The following is a 14,849-nucleotide window of genomic DNA, read 5'->3' as shown; positions in this document are numbered from 1 at the left end:
TCCGAAACCGGCTCATCGCGACTTCACGAACTACAGGAACAGGATAAGAACATGTCAGCCACTTCTTTCGGTGCATCCTCGGCGAATATCAGCCGGGGACGCGTTGCCCGCTATCTGCGCACGGAGTCTGGTGCTGCGGTGCTGCTGGTGATCGTCACGGTCGTGGCGCTGGCGTGGGCGAACTCGCCGCTATCCGATGCCTATTTCGCGTTGTGGCACCTGGACGTCGGGTTTGACTTCGGGCCGCTGGGCCTGCACATGGATCTGCATCACTGGGTCAACGACGGCCTGATGGTGGTCTTCTTCTTCCTGATCGGCCTGGAGGTGCGTCAGGAGTTTGCCCACGGATCGCTCAGGGACCGCAGCCGTGCCCGTCTCGCTCTGATCGCGGGTGTCGCAGGTGTCGTGCTTCCCGCGCTGGTGTATGTCCTGATCGTGGGGCTGGCCGGAAGTGAGGGCCTGCACGGGTGGGGGGCGGTGGTCGGCACCGATACGGCATTCATGCTGGGCACCCTGGCGATCGTCGGCCCGCGGCTATCCGGTCAGTTGCGCGTGTTCCTGCTCACCCTGACCGTGGTCGATGACTTCCTCGCCGTGTCCATCATCGGCATCGTCTATAGCGAGGAGATTCGGATCGTCCCGTTGTTGATCGCCCTCGCCAGTCTCGTTGCGTTGTGGTGGCTAGGGCGCACCCGCCAGTGGCGGGCAATGCCGTATGTGCTGATCGTGATCGTGCTGTGGCTCGCAACCGTGTACTCCGGCATCCATGCCTCTCTCGCCGGGATGGCCGCGGGGCTGCTGATCCCCGCCTACGCGACGCAACGTCACAAGGTCGTCGCGGCAAAACAACTGTTCCGCGACTTCTGGCAGTCTCCGAGTGCCGCATCGGCCCGCGCGGTGGACTGCGGGCTGTCCCGGGGTATCTCGGTGAACGAGCGATTGCACGAGTTCCTGCGGCTGCCGACGGCGCTGCTGATCGTGCCGGTGTTCGCCTTGGCGAACGCCGGAGTGGACGTGCGTGGCGGGCTGCTCGCCGAGGCCTTCGGCTCGCCAGTCACGTGGGGCGTCATCGCAGGGCTCGTGCTCGGCAAGCTCCTGGGCATCGGGCTCATCACTCTCGTCGCCGTCCGTCTCGGCCTGGGCCGGCTGCCCGAGGGCGTCGGGGTGGGGAGCGTGTTCGGTGGTGCGGCACTGTCCGGGATCGGGTTCACCGTGTCGCTGCTGATCATCGGGCTCGCGTTCGGCACGACCTCCGACCTGGGCCGCCAGGCGACGGTCGGCGTGCTCGTGTCGATGGTGTTCGCCACGTTGCTCGGGTGGCTGATCTTCAAGGTCGCCGCCCAGCGGTGGGGTGAGAAGACCGCTGACCTGCCGATGGTGCTTGAGCCACCGGTCGATCCGGAGATCGATCACATCCGCGGGCCGGAGGACGCCCAGCTCACACTCGTCGAGTACGTGGACTTCGAGTGCGCGTACTGTGCGCACGCCACCGGTTCGTGGGACGATCTGCGCGCCCACTTCGGGGACGACCTGCGGTATGTGGTGCGCCATCTGCCGCACCACCCGCACGGGCCGATTGCCGCGCGGGCGTCCGAGGCAGCGGCGAACCAGGGGATGTTCTGGCCGTGGCTGGACTTCGTGTTCACCCGTCAGCATGCGCTGGAGCGCGAGCATCTGATCGGCTACGCCGCCGAGCTTGGGCTCGACGTCGAACGGTTCATCGCGGATCTCGACAGCACCGCGGTGATCGAGCGTGTCGAGCGCGACCTCGCCAGTGCGGTCGCCAGCGGTGCGCACGCCACGCCGACGTTCTTCGTCGAGGGTCGTCGTCTGCGCGGCAGCTACGACGCCCGCACTGTCACCGCGGCGCTCGAAGCCAGTCGCCGCGGCCCCCGAACTCAGGAAGTCCCGTCCTGAGCGGGACGAACTACAGGATAAAAACATGCCAAACAATTCTTTCGGTGAATCCTCTTGTACGGCTGCGGCCAGCGGCATGGTGGAAGTGCGCGGCGCGCGCGAGAACAACCTCAAAGAGGTGGACGTTTCCATCCCGCGTAACGCGCTGGTGGTGTTCTCCGGCGTTTCCGGCTCCGGCAAGTCCTCGCTGGCCTTCGGCACCATCTACGCCGAGGCGCAGCGGCGCTACTTCGAGTCGGTGGCCCCCTATGCGCGGCGCCTGATCGACCAGGCCGGCGTGCCGGACGTCGATGCGATCGACGGCCTGCCGCCGGCGGTGGCGTTGCAACAGCAGCGGGGCTCCAGCAACGCGCGTTCCTCCGTGGGCAGTGTGACCACCCTGTCCAGCCTGGTGCGGATGATGTATTCGCGCGCCGGCGCCTACCCAGCCAACCAGCCGATGCTGTACGCCGAGGATTTTTCGCCCAACACGCCGCAGGGAGCGTGCCCGACCTGCCACGGCCTGGGCCATGTGTACGAGGTGACCGAGGCCATCATGGTGCCCGATCCCTCCCTGAGCATCCGCGAGCGGGCGATCGCCTCCTGGCCCCCCGCCTGGCAAGGCCAGAACCTGCGCGACATCCTGGTCAGCATGGGCTACGACGTTGACCGACCGTGGAAGGACCTGCCGAAGAAGGATCGCGACTGGATTCTGTTCACCGAGGAAACACCGACAGTGCCGGTGTACGCCGGCTTCACGCCCGCCGAAACTCGCGTCGCGCTCAAGCGCAAGATGGAGCCGAGCTACATGGGCACCTTCACCGGCGCCCGGCGGTATGTGCTGCACACCTTTGCCAATACCCAAAGCGCACTGATGAGAAAGCGCGTGTCCCGGTTCATGGAGGGCAAGCCGTGCCCCACCTGCCACGGCAAGCGGCTCAAGCCCGAGGCGCTGTCGGTCACTTTCGCCGGCGTGGACATCGGCGCGTTCATGCAGATGCCGCTGGACCAGTTGGCTGCCTTGCTCGAACCCATTGCCCAGGGCGATTTCCGCGCCCATGCAGCGGGGGAGGCTACGGACAAGGAAGCGACCCGACGCGACCGTGCCGAACGCGCGGCCTCCGGCCGTGCCGTCCATGCGGTATCGCCCGACGTGCGCCGCACCTCCGCGCTGTCGGAAGAAAAGCGCCTCGCCGCGCAGCGCCTGGCCGGCGGTGTGATGGCGCGCCTGCGTCAACTGCGTGGGCTGGGCCTGGGTTACCTGACGCTGGACCGGGCCACGCCGACGCTTTCGGCCGGCGAGTTGCAGCGCCTGCGGCTGGCCACGCAATTGAGTTCCCTGCTGTTCGGTGTTGTGTACGTGCTCGACGAGCCCTCGGCGGGGTTGCACCCCTCCGACAGCCAGGCGCTGTACGACGCGCTCGACCGGCTGCGTGACGCCGGCAACTCGGTGTTCGTGGTCGAGCACGACCTGGACCTGATGCGCCGCGCGCAATGGCTGGTGGATGTGGGGCCGGATGCCGGGGAGCGTGGCGGCCGCGTGCTCTACAGCGGCGAGCCGGACGGCCTGCGCAAGATTGCCGAATCGCGCACCGCCCGCTATCTGTTCGACGAAATCGCCGCGCCGGGAAGCCGGGCACGCGAAGCGACCGGCTGGCTGGAGCTTCAGGGCATTCATCGTCACAACCTGCATGGCGTGGACGCACGCATTCCGCTGGGCGTGCTGACGGCCGTCACCGGCATCTCCGGCTCGGGCAAGTCCAGCCTCGTCGCGCAGGCGCTGCCGGAGCTGGTGCTACTGCACTTGGGCCACGAGCCCGAGGACGACGCGGCCGAAAGCGCCACCAGCGAAGGGCCGGCAGTGATCGAAGCGACTGGCGGTCATCTGGCGGGCGACGTGGACGCCATACAGCGCCTGGTGCAGGTGGACCAGAAGCCGATCGGGCGCACGCCCCGGTCCAACCTGGCCACCTACACCGGCCTGTTCGACCACGTGCGCAAGCTGTTCGCCGCCACGCCCGATGCGCGACGCCGCCGCTATGACGCCGGGCGCTTCTCGTTCAACGTGGCTAAGGGGCGTTGCGAGACCTGCGAGGGCGAGGGCTTCGTCAGTGTGGAGTTGCTGTTCATGCCCAGCGTGTACGCCCCGTGTCCGACGTGCCATGGCGCACGCTACAACGAGGCCACGCTGAAGGTGCGATGGAACGGGCGCAACATCGCCGAGGTGCTGCAGATGACCGTGGACGAAGCCAGCGAATTCTTTGCGGGTGAAGACGCCGTGGCCCGGCCCCTGCAATTGCTGCGCGATATCGGATTGGGCTATCTGCGCCTGGGGCAACCGGCCACGGAACTTTCCGGTGGCGAGGCGCAGCGCATCAAGCTGGCGACCGAGCTTCAGCGCAGCCAGCGCGGCCGAAGCCTGTACGTGCTCGACGAGCCAACCACCGGGCTGCATGCATCGGATGCCGACCGGCTGCTGGTGCAGTTGCAGCGCCTGGTCGATGCCGGCAACACCGTGGTGATGATCGAGCACGATATGCGCGCGGTGGCTCAGGCCGATTGGGTGATCGACGTGGGGCCTGGTGCAGGCGCTGCCGGCGGCAGCATCGTGGTGGCGGGCTCCCCTCAGCAGGTGGCCCGAACGTCTGGCAGCCGAACCGCTCCGTTCCTTGCGCAGGAGTTGGCGCGGGCCGAGTAGCTCAGTTCGCCAAATGTTGCCAGCTTTCGCGGGGTATTGATCGTCGCCAAACGACGGTGGCGATCAATGCCCGAATCGCGTCATCCTTCCTGAGTCAGAGCAAGATAGGGATTGTTGGGCGGTATTTCGGGGAATGCCAAGGACCCATCTTCAAGGAGGTAGCCATGCAGTCGGCGGGACTTCCTCGGGCCCGTGACCTCACAGGTCCAAATGTTCAGGCCATTGGGGTGCTTGCGATGTAGCTGCAGCTTCTCGAAGCGCTTCTGCACCCACTGCCAATCCTGTTGATTCTCCTGCTTGGCGAGCGCGGCCACTTCGGGATGCTCCTGCGCATAGCGTTGGAACACACCCGGGCTGACCAGGTAGGCCGTGTCATTCACCGTATGCACGAGCGCCTTCGCGTCATTGATGATGAGCCGTCGTGAGGTGATTCCCTGCTTCAGCCAAACCATGAACTGTTCCGCGGATGGCTTCGTTGCCGATGACCCAGGCGTAGGCGCGGGTACAGGTGATGGAATGGACGTCGCGGCTGTTGCTGGCGCGGGAGGGTGGAGGAACTCTTCGGCATCCTGACCAACGCCGGCCGACTCACCCAAGCCCACCATCGCGAGCAAGTCCTCCATGACGTCGGGCACGGGCTGGGCCGCGGGCGGTGAAACGATGGTGGTGCTGTCGTCCTCCCAAATTGGAGGCTCTTGACCTCCCTGCGCTGGGTTCACCGAGACGGTTGGCGCGGGAGCCGACATGCTGGCGTCGTTTTCCGCGGGCGTCGCGTCGATCTCTACCGTGCCTGCGAAAGGTGCTGGTCGCTCGCCAGACTCCCAGATCAGCGCGGGAGCGAGACGCAACAGGGTGAACGAATGGGACCAGCCGGTCGTGCTGGTGACGGTCGCGCGCCAGACCGCTTTGCCGTCCGAGGTGGGCTGGAGCATGCCGTGGTCCTGCAGTACGTTGAACACGGCGGTGTTGTTCGCAGGAATGCCATCGATCCCCTGAGACAGGAGGTGTGCGCGCAGTTTGTCCGAGACCGTCTTGCTCACCAGCCACAAACCATCCTCGGTGAGCCAGCCATCGGAGGCTTCCGGCTGGTTCAGCTTCAACTGTTCCTTGAGCAGGTAGCGCAACCCGTCCAGCAGCTTGCGTTGCAGTGCGTGCTTGGGCGCGGCCATGGCGCGCGCCGGATCGCCGCCCAGCTCCTGGGCCACCGACGCCCGGTCTGCTTGCACGACGAGTTCCCCTAGTACACCGGCATGTTCGTACTGACCGGCCAGCACATAGAGCAGCGGTGCCCAGAGAGCCGGATAGTCGCTGAGCCAGTCCAGGACGTGGCGGTCGAGCAGTTGGCGATAGAGCAAGCCTGTTGCAGCGCTGTGCAGGCGGTATTCGCGGTCGTCACGGTAGCGAAATCGGTACGCCTGGTGCAGCGGGCCATGCCACGGATGCCAAGTACTGCCGTCGGCCAGTTCGACGTGTAGATCGACGGCGATCTTGCCAATATCGTGGAGCAGCGCAGCATAGGCGACGGCGGCGGTCCAGGCTTCGGACTGCGCCGCCTGGTCTTCGGGACTGGCACCGATGGGCAGCAGATGGGACTGCCGCAGTTTCAGGCTGTAGGCCACGATCTCCAGGCCGTGGTCGAGCATGCCGCCCGGATAGGCATGGTGATGCGCCTCGGAGGCCGGAAAGGCTTGGACCAGTTCGGCGTAGCGTTCCAGGGGCGTGCGGTACAGGGTGGCGAATTGCCGGTGTGAGAGCGACGTGCGCTGCCAGATGTGCTCCAGCAGCTTCTGCCGGCGTGGGGTGGCCAGCAGCGATGCGGCCGACTCAGGACGCAGCAGCCCTTTCGGGAGGTCGGTGACGGGTGGTGGCGTCGGTGCGGCAGCGACCGGGGGCCGTTTTCGCTGGAACAGGGAGAGCATGTGAGGTGTCCTAATGACGGGCCGACCGGGAGGCCTTTTGGCCTTTTCGAGGTAGGGCCTTTCCCCTTGCACCCCATTCCCTTGCCATTTCGACCCTTTGGCCTTTAACCGTTTCGGTATAGCGGGGCCTGGACCGCGGCTCCACCGTCAATGTGGAACCCGCTCGAATGCATTGGACGGCGACCAGGCGCTGGCCTCGGTCTATGCTGCGAAGGCGCTGCTTCCGCCGGGTACGTTGCTCTCTAGGCGTCAAAGTTGACAAACGCGACAAAGGCGACTAGAGTGAAGCCTGTCTCAAACCTACTCGGGAGATGACCATGCCCACTGCCATTGAATTCATTGCCGACCGTCTGCCGCGCGTCACGGTGGAAGATGTACGCCGCTTCGCGGATACCGTCGAAATCCGGGATGCCACGGCTTTCGCGGCCGAGTTGCAGGCGTTCGTCCACGAGCGCGTGGAAGCGGTGACACTGCCCGCCAACTTGCAGGGGGAGACCGTTGGGCAGGCCCTTGCACGCAAGGCGGCCGCGCTGCGCGCCGACACGCGCTGGGCACCGAATGAAACCGACGTCCAGCGAGGCCGTGCCGTGCTGCTGGAAACCTTCAACCAGCCGCACAACCTGCCGCCCGCGGAGTTCGCCAAGCTGGCGGACAAGTCGCGCCAGCAGATCTACAAGGACATCCTCGCGCGTCGGCTGCTGGCGCTGAACGTGGGGCCACGCGGTCAGAAGCTGCCCGACTGGCAGCTCGACCCGGTGAAACAGCAGTTGACCCAAACCGTGCTTCAGGAGGTCGAGGGTATCGATCACTGGACGATCTACCGCGCACTGTCCGAACCGCTCGAAGGCTTGGGCGGTCGCTCGCCGGTGGATGCGGTGACGCATGGCACGATCGACGACGTGGCCGAGGCCGTGTTCAACGTGCTGGGCGTTCAGGTGCATTGAAGCGAGACTGCCATGAGCCACGAGCTGCCTTCGTTCCTGATCGATGCCGGTGAACTGCTCCAGCATGTGAGCCGCGTCGTCTATCGGGGCAGCCCGCTGTACTATGGTCGCAGCAGCACCAATCGCTACGACGACCCTGCCCGAACCTACGGCGTGCTCTACCTGGGGCGCGACCTGCCCACGGCGCTGATGGAGTCGGTGTTTCACAAGCATCAGTGGCTTGATGACGCGAAGCGCTCGATCGCATTGAAAGAAGTCCAGGGCAGGATGGTGCGCGCCGTAGGGGTGATGGCCGACGTGCTTCTGGCCGATCTCACGGCACCAGGCGTCATGGCGGGCTACTTTGGCCTGAACCTGGAGCAGTTGGCCAGCCGTGGCTACACGCACACGCAGCAGGTGTCCGCTCATGTGCATGCGATGGTCGGCGACGACGGCCAACCTCTGTTTGACGGGGTACTCTATCCGTCGCGCAACAACTATCCCGCCAAGAGCATCGCCCTGTTCGAGCGTGCGGAAACGAAGGTCAGCGTCATCGAGGACATCGATCTGGTTGACCATGTGGACTGGCCGCGTTTCGTTGCCACCTACCGCATCGGCGTGGAACCCGACCCCGGCCCGATAGAACCGGATGACGAAGCGTCCTGAAGCAGCGAGAAGACACATTGGAAGCCCGAAACGGAATGAAGTGGAGCACACTGGAATAGGCATTCCTCAGTAGCAGGAGACGACCATGAACACCACAACCCGCACCAGCACCGCAGAACGTATCGGCCGCGCCTTTGGCCGTGGATGGCGTGCCTATGCGCGTGGCGAACGGCGGGTATCGAATTGGTTGGTGGCCACAGGGGTGCCTTCGGTTGGTGTCACAGTGCTGCTGTGGGCGGTCAAGCTGGCTGTGCTGGGCGCGCTGCTCTACGCCGCCTTCTGGTTCGCACTCGTGTTGCTGGGAGTCGTGGTGGCGGGATGGGCGGCGGCTGCCAATACCTCGGAAGAAGACGAGTGGCCGTTCACCGACCTCACCGAACTGCGCAAGACACCCGGCTACGATCCCAATCTGTACAACGATACGTCGCACGAGTTGTACACCGACGACTGATCGGCACCGCGCTACTTCAGCTTACCTCCGGTAAGGGCCCCAGCGCCCTTACCGCCTGCTTGGCCGGCGCTCTTGCTGCCATCTGAAAGCCCCTGGATGACGTGCCCGGCCCGAATCCCAACCCAGGTAAGGCTCGCAAGCCAAAAGCCCGGCAAGACCAGGAACATCGTGCCCATGACGAACATCAGGAGCAGGTCGCCAAAGGCATTATTCAGCCCCACCAGTGGATCGAAGTTAGTGTGTGGCCGGTTCCAGCCGAAGCCCCACCCATAGAGCGCATCGAGGATGGTGCTGTCGATCCAGCGTGCGAGTTGGAACCAGAAATCGGTGAAGAACAGCGCGAACTGCACGACGCTGACGGTGACGACCGTCTTCAGGTCATAGGTTCCGACGACCAGTACGAGCGGGATGCAGATGACCAGTGCCATCTTGAGCAAGGCAAGCACCATGGGCAGCGCCTGGCGCACCACGTCCATGGCGGGAAATGCGGCAAGTGCCCCGACCGCCATTCCTACATCCCCCGTGGCCCGCGTCACGATGTTCGGCAGGGTCTTGTCGATCTGGCCGCCGTAGTCGGTATAGACCGAACCCTGGTTGAGCTTCTGCTGTCGCGGTGACGCGATGGTACGGACCACCGAATCGTCCACCTCGGTACGGCTCAGGAACCCGGCCCAGCCCGCCAAGCGATTCAACAGGCTGGGGTCCACCTGGCTCAGCAGCCGTGCCCGCAGGCCGTTGCTGCCATCGGCCCACCACTGCCTGCAGGTCGGGTAACCGCCGCCACTGGCCACCTGCGCAAGCCCTGCGTCGCGGGTGTCGTCATAGGGCCATGACTCGCGCGCCGTGCTGGAACGGTAGCTGTCGTAGTAGCCGCCGGTATCCGTGAAAAACCTCGAACCGATCCAGGTCACGTCGTTCATTTGAGCTTCGTCCAGCTCCGGCCGCGCCATGAACAATTTAGCGCGTGCAGGTCCGTAGCAGTCGTGTGTGAAATCGGCCACTTCCTGAGCCAGAACTGGGTCGTTGATGCGGGTAGCGTCGATCTCCATGCGCATCTGTCGTAGGTCTGTCCCGCACGGAATTGCCGCCACCGAGGCGCTGGTGACGGCGCGCGAGAGCGCGTGCATGAAGGCCCACCAGACCGGCACCTTGGCACTCTGGTTGTTGATGGTGCTGAAGGACTGGGACCAGCCGGTATCCGTGGGCTGCGGCACGTTGACCTGGCACTGGGCCGAGCGCGAGCTGTCGTACTGAATGGTGTTGAGATCCACGTCGATGAAGGGGATGCCGGCGAACATCACCACTACGATGGCGACGAACACCCGGTTCTCGATGCGTGCGGCCGAGAGCACGCCCTTGTTGCCTTCGTCGGCACCCTCCGCACGGGCCTTGAGCCATTCCTGCACGATGATCGTCACGAAGGGCAGTGCGAATACCCCGCTGGATACCAGTACCGCCCAGATGCCGTTGTTGACGATCCAGGACACCAGGGTCAGGTAGTACTCCAGGTAGTCGGTCGTGAAAAGCGTCATGGCTCGGCCCTCCCCTCAACCCTGCATCAACAGGCTGGCTTCAAGCGCCACGATGGCAACGACGCCGGCGATCTCGCTGCGCACCAGGCGGCGCCGCGCTTGCGCGTCGTCCTCACGCGCAAGCAGCCGGCGACGCATCCAGACCCAGCCGTAGGCCGTCGCGCCATACAGGCACAGCCGCCAGACCAGGAAGTAGCCCGCTGCTGCCGCCAGCCAACGCTCCCAGCCCGCGACGCTTCCGACGAGGTAGATGCCAACGATGTTGGCGCTCACGGCGACGGCCGCGAGTACCACCGTCCACAGCAGCGCCTTCGCTGCGCGCCGGCTGAACAGCCAGCGCGGGCGCAGCCAGGTCGCACGCATCAGGCTCATGGCCGGCCTCCCGGATTGCCCTTCTGCAACTGATCGAGGCGGTCAGGCACTGGATCGCCTTCGTAGATGCCACGCGAGCCCGCCGCGCGCGTGCCGTGGCGCTGGATGATCGCCATGGGCGAGTTGTTCGCCAGCTCCCGGCGCAGCTCCAGCTCGGTCTTGAGGTTGCGAATCTCGCGATCGAGCGTGTCGCTCTCGTGGTTCACCGCCTCCACGGCGAGCTGGTTGGCCGCCACGTTGGGTTCCTTCTTGCCGGTCAGCAGAGTGCGTTGCAGCAGTAGCGCCTTCTCCAGCACCGACGCCAGCGCAACCTCGGACGCCAGGCGCTGCGACAGGAGGTGCTGATCCGGCTCGTCGCGCAGTGCCTCGACCACGCCGCGCGTGATGGGCAGCGACGCACTGCCGGCCTCCCGCAGGTTTTCGGGCGTCGTGTTCTTCGCCTTGGATACCAGGTCTTGGAGCGCCTGCAGCTTGGCGTCGTACTCCTCCTGGATCAGGGGCGTCAGCCCGACGCCGGGCACCGTCTCCGTCTTGGTGCAGGCGTCGCAGGTGCGCTGCTCCTTCTCGCCGAGCACCCGTGTTGCCCACTCGATGGCCGCCTGCGGCGTGGTCCAGGTTTGGCACGACAGGCTCGTGCAACTGGCCGGAGCGATTGCCGACGTGTCGGTCACCCCGCGGCCATTGACCAGGTTGTAGCCCGCGCGGGTGACGTCACCGACCACCTTGATCGCGGGCTGACCGGAGCCGCCGGCATTGCTTCCCCCGACCCAGGGCACGCCATCGTTGCCACGGCGCGTCTCGGCCTGCTCGATGGCCGAGACGGCATCCGTGCTCGACACTGCATCACGCAACGCCATGCCTTCGGCCATCTGGCTCCAGCCGAGTTGGCCGCCCGCCGTTTCGGCCATCTTTTCGGCCATGGCGCGGCACGTCAGCTTCGAGCGGTCGAAATCCAGCCGCGCTTGCAGAACGCCGTTGGTGAGCAGGTTGTAGAGGCCTGGATCTGCCCGCTGGATGATCAACGCCGGCAGGGACGCCACAGCACTCGTAGCACTCTGGATCACCGAGGACATGATCTGCTGAAAGCCATTGGTGACACCGTTGAGTTGATTCTTCAACGTGGTCTGGATGCTCATGTCGCCGCAGATCAGATTGCTGTTCCAGCCGACACCCACGCCGAGCGAGCGCATGCCGGCTGCGCGACCCATCGAAACGGCGCTGCCGCCGCCGATGGAATACATGACGTCATCGCCGATGACGTTGCCGCTGGTCTGGTAGCCCAGTTGGCCCCAGGCCACGCCGCTTGCCAGAACCAACGCGCCGGTAAGCGCCAAACAGATCCTCTTGCCACGAGCCGGTGGGGAGAACTGCATAGATTCGGAACGCTTCATCGCGACACCTCAAAGGAAATCAACGCTGCCAAGGAACACCTGTCCACGGCGTTCGCAGCAGGCATACGGCCGCCACAGCGCCCAGGCGTAGTCGCCTTGCTGGGCCTGGGTCAGGAAGCCGGTGCGTGGGAAAACCGTGCAGGACGAGGACAGGACGGGCGTGAGTTCCTGCCACTTGCCAGTCGAGGCATCACCCTCCATCAGCGCGCCGGCGGGCCAGTAGCCATCGCGGGCATTGGCAAGCAGCGGCTGGTACACGTGCAACTGCCCGCGGCGCGTGACGACATCGCCCGCACGCTGGGCCACCACGGCTCCCGATTTGTGGTCGTCGGTCTGGTGTAGGAAGCCGCCGCGGGGATACACGTTGCCCCAAAGGTTCATCGTGGTGCGTGCGCCGACCTCGCGCATGCCGGGAATCAATGCCTCCGGGTAGGCCATCTCGGGCACGTTGTAGCGCCAGGCAAGCGTGTCCAAGGTGCTGAGCAGATACGGCATGAATGCCGTTCCCGCGCCCTCGCAGAAGTAGCCCGAGGACGAAACAAACTGGTTGAACACCTCGACGCCGGGATGGCCGATCACGTCGGCGTTCTTGAATTTCGCGAGATTGTTTTCGTGATCCTCGTTCGTCGTTCCATCGCCGCCCGCTTGGGCGGACGGGTTGGCCGTACTCATCGCCCGGACTTCGACCCACGGGTTCTCGCCCGTGTTGCTGTAGCTGGAGACGACCGCATCGGGAATGTAGTGGCGCACCTTGACAGAGGTGCGCACCGTGCAGCCTCCCCAGGTGCAGTAGAGCCAGTAGCAGATACCCACCACCCGGTACTCCAAGCAATCGGGCGAGGCCACCGAGGCAACGATGGCGGTGGTGTTCAAGGCGTAGCTACCCGTGGCGCTGAGCAGCAGCAAGGAAGCCACGCCAGCCCGCATGCGGCGCATAAGGTCGAATGGCCGCTTCATGGCTGGGCCCTCCGACGCTGCTCAATGCGCGCGACGGCGCGCGCCACATCCGGCTCGCCATAGACCACGTAGCGCTGATCCACCACGACAGCCGGGATGCTGGTGATGCCCAGGCTCCATGCGTCGGTGACGCCTTGGTATGCGGAAGCGATGCGGCGCTGTAGGTCGGCGCCGCCTTGGTTCAGCCGACGCTTGACGGTGGCCGCCGCCTGTTCGGGGGCGGCGGGCAGTTCAGCAGAAAGCTCCGCTTCAATCCGGCGGGCTTCGTCCAGCTCGATCAGCCGCTCGCCGCCCATGGTCTTGACCGGGTGGTGGCTGTCGGTGACGACCAATACGTCGGCCGCGAAGATGACGGGGCTGAACACGGCCAGGGACGCCGGCAGCGCCACAACCAGGCCAAGGGTTCGCCAGCCCGACGCGAACGTGGAAAAGGATGCCGGCATGTCGCGTGCCCCGAAAGTTGATCAGGGCCATAGTCAAACGCGAACCTCATGCCACCCCAACAAACAATGCGCATCGCGGGCTGCCCGCATACCTGCTTGTCCCGCGCCAATAAAAAAACGGAGGCCGAAGCCTCCGCGAGGATCAATGAAGCAATGCGACCGTTACAGCAGGCCGGACTCCGCAAAGGAGAACGGGGAACCCTGGCCGACGATGATGTGGTCCAGTACCCGCACATCGATGAGCGCCAGCGCGGCCTGCAGTTGCTGGGTCAGCATGCGATCCGCGCTCGACGGTTCGGAGATGCCCGAGGGGTGCTGGTGGGCGAAGACCACCGCGGCGGCATTCAGCTCCAGCACACGCTGTACGACGACACGTGGATAGACCGAAGTCGCGTTGATCGTGCCCTTGAACAGCGGCTCGTAGGCCAGCACCTGGTTCATGCTGTTCAGGAACACAGCGGCGAATATCTCGTTGGGCTCAGCGACCAGTTTCAGGCGCAGGTAGTCCCGCACAGCGGCCGGTCGGCTGAGGCACGGTCCAGCTTTGAAAACCCGCCTCTCCAGCAGCACGATGGCTTGCTGGATGATCCAGTCCTCGTGTTGGGCAGCGGTGGCGGAAAGCGACTCCAGGCAGGAGTCGTTGACGACGAAAGACATGGCGAACCTCCAGACGGTGAGATCGGAGGGCGCGCGCCCTGGGAGGGCAAGCCCTCCTGGGGAACGAACAAGGTGCATCCATCACCGCGGCAGCGGTGATCGTTCGCGACCAGGATGCGAGGCGAACGGGTTGCGGTCAGCGCAGCGGACTGCGCCGTAGCCATGAAGACCGGGGCTACCTGGGCATGTCGCCGACGACGTCGGCAGGCATTTCGGATGGGGGTGTGCCGGTCGGACCATCAGCCGCCAGCATGTCCATGGCAGACAACAAGGCGTCGCCCTCGATCGGTCCCTGCAGCAGGATGGCCTGGCCCGTCTGGCGATCGAGCAGGCGCAGTGATGGAGTGGCGGTTACGCCGCTCTTGGTGGCTTCCGCAGCCTGGGCGCGGATAGCCGCACTGGGTCTTTCGCTTGACATGCACTGCTCGATGGCTGGCGTCGATTCGGGGTAGCGCAAGCCATCCGGCAAGCCCTGGCCGTCGCTGCGCGTGTGGGCATAGACCCATTCGACCGCCTGCCAGAACGCGGCATGCCCGCCAGATTCGGCTGCGCATTCGGCCAGACGTGCCTCGGCCGACGCAGCCGGCTCGTGCGCGGCCAGCGGCTGGTGGTGCCATTGCAGCGCCACGTCGGCGTTGGTGCCCACCCACCGCTTGAGCTGCGGGAAATACTCCCGGCAGAACGGGCACTCCAGGTCAGCATAGAGCGTCAGCGTGAAACGGCCTTTGGGGTTGCCCATTAGCCAGGGCGGCCCGGCCACCGGTGCCATGCTGACCGGCGTGGGCGGCTGCGGCGGGGATTCGCCGGGCGACCTCGACACAAGCCAGATCAGCAGCAGCGCGACCAGCACAGCAGCCAATGCCCAGGGCCAGCGGGGCCGCCCGTTGCGGCGGCGGAACGCCTGGACCTGCATCGGAATGGAAGGACGTTTCTGTTCCATGGCG

Annotated in this window: 13 protein-coding genes; 5 read left to right on the top strand and 8 right to left on the bottom strand. The window is 65.3% G+C overall.

Annotation, left to right across the window (positions count from 1 at the left end; all coding sequences use genetic code 11):
• Positions 1 to 51 precede the first annotated feature (51 nt).
• Together nhaA and ACZ5BO_RS21170 are read left to right on the top strand one after the other, a co-directional pair.
• Positions 52 to 1,917: a Na+/H+ antiporter NhaA gene (gene nhaA / locus ACZ5BO_RS21175; RefSeq protein WP_023093419.1), complete on the top strand. Its 1,866-nt coding sequence runs from the start codon at positions 52 to 54 to the stop codon at positions 1,915 to 1,917.
• Between the two features lie 25 nt (positions 1,918 to 1,942).
• Positions 1,943 to 4,594, top strand: a complete 2,652-nt coding sequence (locus tag ACZ5BO_RS21170; RefSeq protein WP_023093420.1) for an excinuclease ABC subunit UvrA — start codon at positions 1,943 to 1,945, stop codon at positions 4,592 to 4,594.
• 80 nt (positions 4,595 to 4,674) lie between these two features.
• On the opposite strand, the gene mobH is transcribed toward ACZ5BO_RS21170, so the two are convergent.
• Positions 4,675 to 6,513: a MobH family relaxase gene (gene mobH, locus ACZ5BO_RS21165; protein WP_023093421.1), complete on the bottom strand. Its 1,839-nt coding sequence runs from the start codon at positions 6,511 to 6,513 to the stop codon at positions 4,675 to 4,677.
• A gap of 317 nt (positions 6,514 to 6,830) precedes the next feature.
• Here mobH and ACZ5BO_RS21160 point away from each other — a divergent pair, with 317 nt between their 5' ends.
• The 3 genes from ACZ5BO_RS21160 to ACZ5BO_RS21150 all read left to right on the top strand — a co-directional run bounded on the left by ACZ5BO_RS21160 (position 6,831) and on the right by ACZ5BO_RS21150 (position 8,553).
• Positions 6,831 to 7,457 (top strand): hypothetical protein, encoded by a 627-nt coding sequence (locus tag ACZ5BO_RS21160; protein WP_023093422.1) that lies wholly within the window; start codon positions 6,831 to 6,833, stop codon positions 7,455 to 7,457.
• 12 nt (positions 7,458 to 7,469) lie between these two features.
• Entirely contained in the window at positions 7,470 to 8,102 is a 633-nt protein-coding gene (locus ACZ5BO_RS21155; protein ID WP_023093423.1) for an RES family NAD+ phosphorylase, read from the top strand.
• Positions 8,103 to 8,187: 85 nt separating this feature from the next.
• Positions 8,188 to 8,553: a DUF3742 family protein gene (locus tag ACZ5BO_RS21150; RefSeq protein ID WP_023093424.1), complete on the top strand. Its 366-nt coding sequence runs from the start codon at positions 8,188 to 8,190 to the stop codon at positions 8,551 to 8,553.
• An 11-nt stretch (positions 8,554 to 8,564) separates the two neighbouring features.
• On the opposite strand, the gene ACZ5BO_RS21145 is transcribed toward ACZ5BO_RS21150, so the two are convergent.
• The 7 genes from ACZ5BO_RS21145 to ACZ5BO_RS21115 all read right to left on the bottom strand — a co-directional run bounded on the left by ACZ5BO_RS21145 (position 8,565) and on the right by ACZ5BO_RS21115 (position 14,845).
• Positions 8,565 to 10,085, bottom strand: coding sequence for a conjugal transfer protein TraG N-terminal domain-containing protein (locus tag ACZ5BO_RS21145; protein ID WP_023093425.1), 1,521 nt, complete (start codon positions 10,083 to 10,085; stop codon positions 8,565 to 8,567).
• Between the two features lie 15 nt (positions 10,086 to 10,100).
• Positions 10,101 to 10,457 (bottom strand): hypothetical protein, encoded by a 357-nt coding sequence (locus ACZ5BO_RS21140; RefSeq protein WP_023093426.1) that lies wholly within the window; start codon positions 10,455 to 10,457, stop codon positions 10,101 to 10,103.
• Positions 10,454 to 11,848, bottom strand: a complete 1,395-nt coding sequence (locus ACZ5BO_RS21135; protein ID WP_023093427.1) for an integrating conjugative element protein — start codon at positions 11,846 to 11,848, stop codon at positions 10,454 to 10,456. Before ACZ5BO_RS21135 ends, ACZ5BO_RS21140 begins: the two co-directional genes overlap by 4 nt.
• A 9-nt stretch (positions 11,849 to 11,857) precedes the next feature.
• Positions 11,858 to 12,805 (bottom strand): TIGR03756 family integrating conjugative element protein, encoded by a 948-nt coding sequence (locus tag ACZ5BO_RS21130; RefSeq protein ID WP_023093428.1) that lies wholly within the window; start codon positions 12,803 to 12,805, stop codon positions 11,858 to 11,860.
• Entirely contained in the window at positions 12,802 to 13,248 is a 447-nt protein-coding gene (locus ACZ5BO_RS21125) for a TIGR03757 family integrating conjugative element protein (RefSeq protein WP_023093429.1), read from the bottom strand. The genes ACZ5BO_RS21130 and ACZ5BO_RS21125 overlap by 4 nt, the downstream gene beginning before the upstream one ends.
• 162 nt (positions 13,249 to 13,410) lie before the next feature.
• Complete coding sequence (locus ACZ5BO_RS21120; protein WP_023093430.1) at positions 13,411 to 13,905, bottom strand: JAB domain-containing protein; 495 nt, start codon at positions 13,903 to 13,905, stop codon at positions 13,411 to 13,413.
• Between the two features lie 175 nt (positions 13,906 to 14,080).
• Entirely contained in the window at positions 14,081 to 14,845 is a 765-nt protein-coding gene (locus ACZ5BO_RS21115) for a DsbA family protein (RefSeq protein WP_023093431.1), read from the bottom strand.
• Between the last annotated feature and the right edge of the window lie 4 nt (positions 14,846 to 14,849).

The sequence above is a fragment of the Pseudomonas sp. FFPRI_1 genome, assembly GCF_055384485.1.
Note: the sequence above shows the minus strand (reverse complement) of the source record. Positions and strands in the feature narration are given on the sequence as shown.

Excerpts from the sequence above, each read along its gene's own strand:
- ACZ5BO_RS21115 (WP_023093431.1), bottom strand. The coding sequence starts at position 14,845 with ATGGAACAGAAACGTCCTTCCATTCCGATGCAGGTCCAGGCGTTCCGC.
- ACZ5BO_RS21150 (WP_023093424.1), top strand. The coding sequence starts at position 8,188 with ATGAACACCACAACCCGCACCAGCACCGCAGAACGTATCGGCCGCGCC.
- ACZ5BO_RS21145 (WP_023093425.1), bottom strand. The coding sequence starts at position 10,085 with ATGACGCTTTTCACGACCGACTACCTGGAGTACTACCTGACCCTGGTG.
- ACZ5BO_RS21160 (WP_023093422.1), top strand. The coding sequence starts at position 6,831 with ATGCCCACTGCCATTGAATTCATTGCCGACCGTCTGCCGCGCGTCACG.
- ACZ5BO_RS21140 (WP_023093426.1), bottom strand. The coding sequence starts at position 10,457 with ATGAGCCTGATGCGTGCGACCTGGCTGCGCCCGCGCTGGCTGTTCAGC.
- ACZ5BO_RS21120 (WP_023093430.1), bottom strand. The coding sequence starts at position 13,905 with ATGTCTTTCGTCGTCAACGACTCCTGCCTGGAGTCGCTTTCCGCCACC.
- nhaA (WP_023093419.1), top strand. The coding sequence starts at position 52 with ATGTCAGCCACTTCTTTCGGTGCATCCTCGGCGAATATCAGCCGGGGA.
- ACZ5BO_RS21135 (WP_023093427.1), bottom strand. The coding sequence starts at position 11,848 with ATGAAGCGTTCCGAATCTATGCAGTTCTCCCCACCGGCTCGTGGCAAG.
- ACZ5BO_RS21130 (WP_023093428.1), bottom strand. The coding sequence starts at position 12,805 with ATGAAGCGGCCATTCGACCTTATGCGCCGCATGCGGGCTGGCGTGGCT.
- mobH (WP_023093421.1), bottom strand. The coding sequence starts at position 6,513 with ATGCTCTCCCTGTTCCAGCGAAAACGGCCCCCGGTCGCTGCCGCACCG.
- ACZ5BO_RS21125 (WP_023093429.1), bottom strand. The coding sequence starts at position 13,248 with ATGCCGGCATCCTTTTCCACGTTCGCGTCGGGCTGGCGAACCCTTGGC.
- ACZ5BO_RS21155 (WP_023093423.1), top strand. The coding sequence starts at position 7,470 with ATGAGCCACGAGCTGCCTTCGTTCCTGATCGATGCCGGTGAACTGCTC.
- ACZ5BO_RS21170 (WP_023093420.1), top strand. The coding sequence starts at position 1,943 with ATGCCAAACAATTCTTTCGGTGAATCCTCTTGTACGGCTGCGGCCAGC.